The organism is Pseudonocardia sp. (genome assembly GCF_025965585.1).
Lineage (GTDB): Bacteria > Actinomycetota > Actinomycetes > Mycobacteriales > Pseudonocardiaceae > Pseudonocardia.
On the sequence record NZ_JAOPWR010000021.1, the window covers coordinates 1 to 7,573 of the forward strand.

Annotated in this window: 7 protein-coding genes and 1 tRNA gene; 6 read left to right on the forward strand and 2 right to left on the reverse strand. The window is 69.0% G+C overall.

The genetic code is table 11. The features are described from left to right. From JWR81_RS34225 to JWR81_RS01060, 3 genes are all read left to right on the forward strand, one after another. Positions 1-82, forward strand: an 82-nt coding sequence (locus JWR81_RS34225; protein ID WP_367278718.1) for a DLW-39 family protein, incomplete at its 5' end; no start/stop codon positions are given. Positions 83-131: 49 nt separating this feature from the next. After that, positions 132-207 (forward strand) — tRNA-Ala (locus JWR81_RS01055). An 82-nt stretch (positions 208-289) separates the two neighbouring features. After that, complete coding sequence (locus JWR81_RS01060; RefSeq protein WP_297645548.1) at positions 290-1,456, forward strand: hypothetical protein; 1,167 nt, start codon at positions 290-292, stop codon at positions 1,454-1,456. Here the strand turns inward: JWR81_RS01060 and JWR81_RS01065 are convergent. Further along, positions 1,432-1,878, reverse strand: a complete 447-nt coding sequence (locus JWR81_RS01065) for a RidA family protein (protein WP_297645558.1) — start codon at positions 1,876-1,878, stop codon at positions 1,432-1,434. The genes JWR81_RS01060 and JWR81_RS01065 overlap by 25 nt on opposite strands. Positions 1,879-2,306: 428 nt before the next feature. Between JWR81_RS01065 and JWR81_RS01070 the strand changes: the two genes are divergently transcribed. Both JWR81_RS01070 and fmdA read left to right on the forward strand, forming a co-directional pair. Continuing rightward, on the forward strand, positions 2,307-2,714 hold the full coding sequence (locus JWR81_RS01070) for a tyrosine-type recombinase/integrase (RefSeq protein ID WP_297645561.1): 408 nt from the start codon (positions 2,307-2,309) through the stop codon (positions 2,712-2,714). 419 nt (positions 2,715-3,133) lie between these two features. After that, entirely contained in the window at positions 3,134-4,387 is a 1,254-nt protein-coding gene (fmdA, locus tag JWR81_RS01075) for a formamidase (RefSeq protein WP_297645564.1), read from the forward strand. A gap of 145 nt (positions 4,388-4,532) precedes the next feature. On the opposite strand, the gene JWR81_RS01080 is transcribed toward fmdA, so the two are convergent. Then, complete coding sequence (locus JWR81_RS01080; RefSeq protein ID WP_367278717.1) at positions 4,533-5,051, reverse strand: FAD-binding protein; 519 nt, start codon at positions 5,049-5,051, stop codon at positions 4,533-4,535. A gap of 309 nt (positions 5,052-5,360) precedes the next feature. Here JWR81_RS01080 and JWR81_RS01085 point away from each other — a divergent pair, with 309 nt between their 5' ends. Then, complete coding sequence (locus tag JWR81_RS01085) at positions 5,361-7,154, forward strand: thiamine pyrophosphate-requiring protein (RefSeq protein ID WP_297645570.1); 1,794 nt, start codon at positions 5,361-5,363, stop codon at positions 7,152-7,154. Positions 7,155-7,573: the final 419 nt, after the last annotated feature.

Sequence of the window (7,573 nt, forward strand, 5' to 3'; positions counted from 1 at the left end):
CGCAGCCGGCGCGCTGGTGTTCTCGAAGGTCCGCTCATCCAAGTCGGAGAACGACCTCTGGCACGAGGCCACCACCAACTGAGAACGGCGCCTCGCCGCTCAGGCCGAGCGGGTACCGTCCTGCTCAGCACGGGGACGTAGCTCAATTGGCAGAGCACCGCCTTTGCAAGGCGGGGGTTAGGGGTTCGATTCCCCTCGTCTCCACCACGTCTGACCAGCGCGAACAGTGCTGGTTGGCCTCGGACATTTGATCTCTGGTTGCGAGCTTGGCAGCCAATAGTCTGAGGTCGTGGCGAGAATCGGGTCAGGGAAGCGACCTCGTGGCCAGATCAGGCCCCGTGGCGACTCGTTCCAGGTGATCGTGTTCGCCGGCCACGACCCGCTCAGCAAGCGCTGGATGTACCTCCGCGAGACGGTGACTACCGAGGCGGCTGCCAAGAAGGCCCTCACGCGGCTCGTCGTCCAGGTCGACGCGCAGAAGCACCCGAAGACCCGCGCCTCGTTCCGCATGGCGATGGACACGTGGTTGCGGACGCACGACGTCGAGGAGACCACGCGCGCCAGCTACGAGCAGTACGCGCGCGTGCACCTCTACCCGGCGTTCGGCGACGAGCCGGTCAGTCGGGTGACTACGCAGGTCCTGGAGGAGTTCTACGCCGAGCTGAGGCGTTGCAGCGCTCGCTGCGACGGGCGGCCGTTCGTCGAACACCGGACGGCCGAGCCGCACGAGTGCCGGGTGGTGAAGCACAAGCGTCCGCCGGGCCGGCCTCCCGCGGGCGGCCATCCGCCGCACGATTTCGCCGAGACGAGCTGCACAGTCGTCGAGTGCCGGCCGCACATGTGCGTGCCGCTGTCACCGGCCACGATCCGCCGCATCCACTTCGCGATCCGCCGCGTGCTGGGCGCTGCCGTGCGCTGGGGCTGGATCACCGATAACCCGGCAGTCATCGCCCGCAAGCCGCGCGTACCGGTGCCGCAGCCCGTTCCGCCGACGGTCGCGCAGGCCGCGCGGATCATCGACGCGGCGTGGGCTCAGGACGACGACTGGGGCACGCTCGTCTGGCTGGTGATGGTCACGGGGATGCGCCGCGCCGAGTTGCTGGCGCTGCGCTGGTCCGACGTCGACCTCGACGCCGCGGTGCTGACGTTCGGCGCAACTACGTGCGCGTGGGCCGGCGCTCGATCGAGAAGTTGTCGAGCAGGTAGTCCCTGTTGGCCATACCAGCAGGTCGGAGCGCGGTGCGGCGGCGTTAGCCGGACCTGGGCCGCTCCGAGCCGCGGTTCGGCTCCAACGGCTCGAGCCCGCAACCTCGAACTGATCGAGGACGTCCGCGTATACGGGCATCCGAACCCTCGTCGGCGCGACAGGCGACACGCCCGGCTTGGCATCGTCGGAAAGCCGTGTCCTGAACCCGGCGGGTCGTCGGCCCCTCAGCGGTTGCCGGAGCGGATCTGAACGACTGCCTCGACCTCGACGGGGATCCCGAAGGGCAGCTCGGCCATGCCGACTGCGGAGCGTGCACCCCGTCCTCGCTCACCCAGGATGTCGACCAGGACGTCGGAGCAACCGTCGATGACCTCCGGTGTGCCGGTGAACCCGGGCATGCAGTTGACCATGCCGAACAGCTTCACGACGCGTTCGACCTGGTCGAGGTCGCCGAGTTCGGCCCGCATGGTGGCCAGCAGTTGGAGCCCGACCAGGCGCGCCGCGGCCTGCGCGGCGGGCATGTCGAGGCCGCCGGGGCCGACCTTGCCCACCATCCATCCGCCGTCGGGGAGGGCGGGCCCGGCTCCCGAGAGGTAGAGCAGGTCCGCGACGCGTACCGCGGCGAGGTAGTTGCCGACGGGTGGCCGCGGGGCCGGCAGCTCGGTGCTCATGATTGTCTCCGTCCGTGGTTGACCATCGGCAATAGTGTTTCAGTGGGCCGCCACTGTGCGGGCGGCGTGAGGTGCAGGGTCTCGTCGCTCTGGACATGTCGATCTTTGCCGACCTGCGGGTTCTTGGTTGTCCCACCGCGAAGCCACCGAAGATCAGTCTCAGATTCGGGGCATGTCTTCGTCCAGCGGCGTCGAGGGCATGCACGCTGATCCTGGATGGTCCTGCCCCATCCGCGGGACCACATCGGGCGGTGTGCGACGAGTTCAGCGTTGCCCCCGCATGAACGGCCAGCCCGGCCTCAGTGCCTGCTTCGCCCCGTACTGCTGGCGCTGCGCTGGTCCGACCTCAGCACAGCAGTGCTGGCGGTGCGCCGCAACTACGTGCGGGTCAACCGGCGCTCGATCGAGAAGGACACCAGACCCACCACATGCGCCGGCTGGCGATCGACCCGGCCACGGTCGAGGCCCTGGCCGAGCATCGCGACCGCTGCCGCGAGCAGTGCCGCGTCGCCGAGGTCCAACCGATCGCCGCGGCCTACCTGTTCTCCTACAGGCCCCTGCACGACCGGCCCTGCGACCCGAGCGGTGTGACCCGCCGCTACGTTCGGATGTGCGCCGAGCCGGGGATCGATAGTCACGTCCACGCGCTGCGGCACTACTCCGCGACCGAGCTGCTGTCCGCTGGCGTGGACCTGCGCACGGTGGCTGGTCGGCTTGGCCACGGTGGCGGCGGCGCGACGACGCTGCGGGTCTACGCGGCATGTGTCGGTGAGTCCGACCGGCGCGCGGCGGAGATGCTCGGCAGCCGGATGCGCCGGTCCGGCCGGGCCGGCTGACGAGGAATAACCGTGGGGCTCTGTCCCACACCCCGGCCCTCGCTCCGGTGGAGGGGTGGCCTCCAGCTAGCGATGCCAACGACACCGCGAGCAGTGTGTACCGCTACGCGGCCGCCGTGCTGGGCGCCGGTCCCCGAGACTCGGCGCGCGATCCTCGCCAGTCGTCGCGCTGCCCGGACAATCACCGGGGAAGGACTACAGGCCGGCGCGACCCTGACCATCGGGTCGACGGAGCCACCCGCGCCAGCAACGAAGTCGGCCATCTCGCCCGCACGTAGCGCAGGACGGCTTCGACGCGAAGGTGCTGACTGTCGCCGAACCCTATGGTCTCACCTCGTTGACAGTACCTTTCTGCAGGAATAGCGTTTCAGGTTTATTTCGGAATCAACCGGATGCATGCAGAGGTCGGAGGGATAACGGTGCCTGAGGTTGTGTTCAGCGTGGACCAGTCGAAGTCGATGCGAGACCAGGCGGTGCCGGGGCACAACCGCTGGCACCCCGACATCCCGCCGGTGGCATCCGTTCGTCCCGGGACTGAGTTTCGGGTCGAATGCCGGGAATGGACCGATTCGCAGATCGGCAACAACGATTCGTCGAACGACGTGCGCGACGTCAATCTCAGCGTCGCTCACATGCTCAGTGGACCGATCGAGATCCAAGGCGCCGAGCCCGGCGACCTGCTGGTCGTCGACATCCTCGACCTGGGTCCCTGCCAGCCACCGCAGGAGTACGGCGACGCGCCCGGACAGGGCTGGGGCTACACCGGGATCTTCGCTAAGGCCAACGGGGGCGGCTTCCTGACCGACCACTTCCCCGACGCCTACAAGGCGATCTGGGACTTCCACGGGCAGGACGCGACCTCGCGGCACGTTCCCGGGGTGCGCTACACCGGCATCACCCACCCGGGCTTGTTCGGCACGGCACCGTCCGCCGACCTCCTGGCTGAGTGGAACCGACGCGAACAGGCACTGATCGACCAGGACCCGGACCGGGTACCGCCGCTGGCCCTGCCGCCGCTGGAGGACGGGGTCCTGGCCGGCACGCTGAGCGGGGCGGAGCTCGAGCGCGTCGGACGCGAGGGTGCCCGCACCGTCCCCGCCCGGGAGAACGGGGGCAACCACGACATCAAGAACTTCACCCGGGGCAGCCGCGTCTTCTACCCGGTGCACGTGGCCGGGGCAAAACTGTCCGGCGGCGACCTGCACTTCTCGCAGGGTGACGGCGAGATCACCTTCTGCGGTGCCATCGAGATGGGCGGGTTCATCGACTTCGGCGTGGATCTGATCAAGGGAGGCATGGAGAAGTACGGCATCACCACCAACCCCGTGCTGATCCCGGGCCGGGTCGAGCCGCGCTACAGCGAGTTCCTCACCTTCATCGGCGTCTCGGTCGACGAGAACTCCGGAGACAACCTCTACCTGGACGCCACCGTCGCGTACCGGCGGGCCTGCCTCAACGCTGTCGAGTACCTGAAGAAGTTCGGCTACTCCGGGGAACAGGCCTATCTGCTGCTCGGGTCGGCGCCGATCGAAGGACGGGTGTCCGGCGTGGTGGACATCCCGAACGCCTGCTGTTCGCTCTACCTCCCTACCGGGATCTTCGACTTCGACATCCGGCCGAACAGGGAGGGCCCGCAGTCGGCGGACCGCGGCGCGTGCGCGACGAGCAGCTGAGGACGCGCAGGACCCGGAGGAGATCGAAATGCCGGTCTACGTCCATGCCTGCCCGGCCTGCGGACGGTTCGTGATGGCCCGTCCCATGGCCGGGCAGGCGAGGCGGCGTGCTGTCCGGAGTGTCCGCGCGAGGCTCGGCGGGTGTTCACCCCGCCGAACCGTTCGTTGCTGAGCAGCGAGGTCCGGCGCGCGCTCGGGGCGGAAGAGGCCGGCGCGCACGAGCCCCGCGTTGGCAGCCCGAAGCGTGGCCGCCCACGCCGGCACCGGCCGGAGCCGACCCCGCGGTGGGGGTCGGGGTCGGACTGCCACGTGCCGTTGACCTGCCAGGTGAACACGCGCCAGGTACTTTTCGCGCAGGTCCCGCGGCCGCAGTTGTAGTGCGTCGCGGGCTCCGGCCCGTACTCGAGACCGTAGGGCTGAAGCAGGCGGTTGAGCACGTCGAGGACGATCCCCGGTTGCACCACGGCGGTTCACGCGTCCGGGTCGACGGAGAGCAGGCGTCGCGGTGCTTCGACCAGTCGATCACGACGCGGTCGTTGCAGCACTCGCCGGCGAGGCTCGTGCCTCCACCGCGCGACAGCACCGCGACGCCGCTTTCGTGGCAGACCGCGACGGCCTCGACGGGCGCCTCAACGGTGCGTGGCACGACGACTCCGACGGGCACCTGGCGGAAGTTCGATGCGTCGGTCGAATACGTGGCGCGCTGCCGGGGTCGAACCGCACCTCGCCGTCGGCCCTCGCGCGCAATGCGCTCTCGAGCAGCTCGTTATCGGCGATGAACAGAACAGACATCAGTCCCTTCCGCTCATTCGGCCCCCGATCGCGGAACCGTTCCGCGCTTGGCGCATACCCCGTCACGCCTGGGACACCATTCGCCGGCCCGCTAGGGACTTGTCAGGTATCTGGTGTGTCAACCGGGTGAGTGCGGGTAGCCGGTATCGACGGACCAATGGACCGACGAAAGGTCGAGCGCGTGGCTGACACGGTGGGCGACTACATCCTGCGGAGGTTGCGGGAGTGGGGCGTCGAGCAGATCTTCGCCTATCCGGGCGACGGGATCAACGGGATCATCGCGGCGTTCGGGAGGGCGGATGACCGGCCACGGTTCGTCCAGTCTCGCCACGAGGAGATGTCGGCGTTCGAGGCCGTGGGCTACGCGAAGTTCTCCGGGCAGGTCGGTGTCTGCATGGCGACCTCCGGGCCGGGCGCGATCCACCTCCTCAACGGGCTCTACGACGCCAAGCTCGACCACGTGCCCGTGGTGGCGGTCGTTGGGCAGACCGAGCGCAGCGCAATGGGCGGGTCCTACCAGCAGGAGGTGGACCTGCAGTCGCTGTACAAGGACGTGGCGAGCGAGTACCTCGTTGAGGTCAACGTGCCCGAACAGTTGCCCAACGCCATCGACCGCGCATTCCGGACGGCGCTGTCCCGCCGCGCACCGACGGCCGTCATCGTGCCCAGCGACCTGCAGACGGAGGCATACTCACCGCCGGAGCACGCCTTCAAACAGGTGCCCTCCAGCGCTCCCGGGCTTGCCGCGCCGACGGTCGTGCCCGACAGGGCCGAGATCGCCCGCGCGGCCGAGGTCCTCAACGCCGGTCGCAAGGTCGCCGTCCTCGTCGGTCAAGGTGCGCGCGGGGCGGCGTCGGAGGTGGAGCAGATCGCTGACGTGCTCGGCGCAGGGGTCGCCAAGGCCCTCCTGGGCAAAGACGTGCTGTCCGACGAACTGCCGTTCGTCACCGGGGCGATCGGGTTGCTGGGCACCCGGCCCAGCTACGAGCTGATGCGCGACTGCGACACGCTGCTCATCGTCGGATCCAACTTCCCCTATAGCCAGTTCCTGCCCGAGTTCGGACAGGCGCGTGCCGTCCAGATCGACATCGACGGCGCCCTCATCGGCATGCGCTATCCCACCGAGGTGAATCTGGTCGGGGACGCGAGTGAGACGCTGCGGACGCTCCTGCCGCTGCTGTCGGCGCGAACCGACCGCCGATGGCGGGAGAAGGTCGAGAAGGACGTCGCCGGCTGGTGGGACACCATGGCGCGGGAGGCGATGGTCGATGCCGACCCGGTGAACCCGATGCGCATCGTGTGGGAGCTCTCGCAGCGCATACCGCACAACGCGATCGTGGCGGCGGACTCCGGTTCGGTAGCCAACTGGTACGCCCGCCTGCTGCGCATCCGCGGAGATATCCGCGGCTCGCTGTCCGGCACGCTGGCCACCATGGGACCCGCCGTGCCGTATGCGATCGGCGCGAAGTTCGCCCACCCGGACCGCCCGGCGATCGCCCTCACCGGTGACGGGGCGATGCAGATGAACGGCATGGCCGAGCTGCTGACGATCACGCGCTACGCCGAGCGCTGGTCCGACCGCCGCTGCATCGTCTGTGTGCTGCACAACAACGATCTCAACCAGGTCACCTGGGAACTGCGGGCGATGGGTGGCACACCCAAGTTCGAGGAGTCGCAGGTACTGCCCGACTTCTCCTACGCGGGCTTCGCGCGCAGTGCCGGACTGGAAGCGATCACCGTGACCACGCCCGACGAGCTGGGGCCGGCCTGGGACCAGGTACTTGCTGCGGACCGGCCGGCGCTGCTCGACGTCCATTGCGACCCCGAGGTACCACCGATCCCGCCGCACGCGACGCTCGAACAGGCCACGTCTGCAGCGAAGGCAGTACTCAAGGGCGACCCCGACGCCTTCCACCTGATCTCCCAGGGCATCAGGACCAAGGTCCAGGAGGCGCTACCGGGCCGCCGCGAGTGACCGCGGGCGTAGGGGGATCCTCCACGGAGCCGCTGCGGGGCGGCATGGCGTTGAACGATCTCGGGCGGGTGTCCTACCCGCTGTCGGGGACCGCCCCTGCGGTCAGTCAGCAGCGCGGTCCGGCGCCTGGCTGTGACGCTGCGTGGTCCTCAGGCATCCGTCTCCCGTGCACCTCCCGGTGGCTCCTTCCCACGCCGGGAGCGACGTGTGGCACATCTCACCGGATTGTGCAGGCTGGCAACGAGGTGACCCTGCGCTGGTCGGCGGGCTGCCGTAGCGACTCCCGCCCCGTCGCCATGACCCAGACCGCCATGAGCTCAGCCGTGTCGTCAGCCCCCGGTCGCTTCCTGATCGCGGAGCAGGACGGCGCGTTCTGCCGCTGACAGCCCGCCCCACACACCGAACGGTTCCTGCACTCC

Coding starts and splice junctions, on each gene's coding strand:
- JWR81_RS01070 (WP_297645561.1), top strand. CDS start 2,307: ATGCGCCGGCTGGCGATCGACCCGGCCACGGTCGAGGCCCTGGCCGAG.
- JWR81_RS01065 (WP_297645558.1), bottom strand. CDS start 1,878: ATGAGCACCGAGCTGCCGGCCCCGCGGCCACCCGTCGGCAACTACCTC.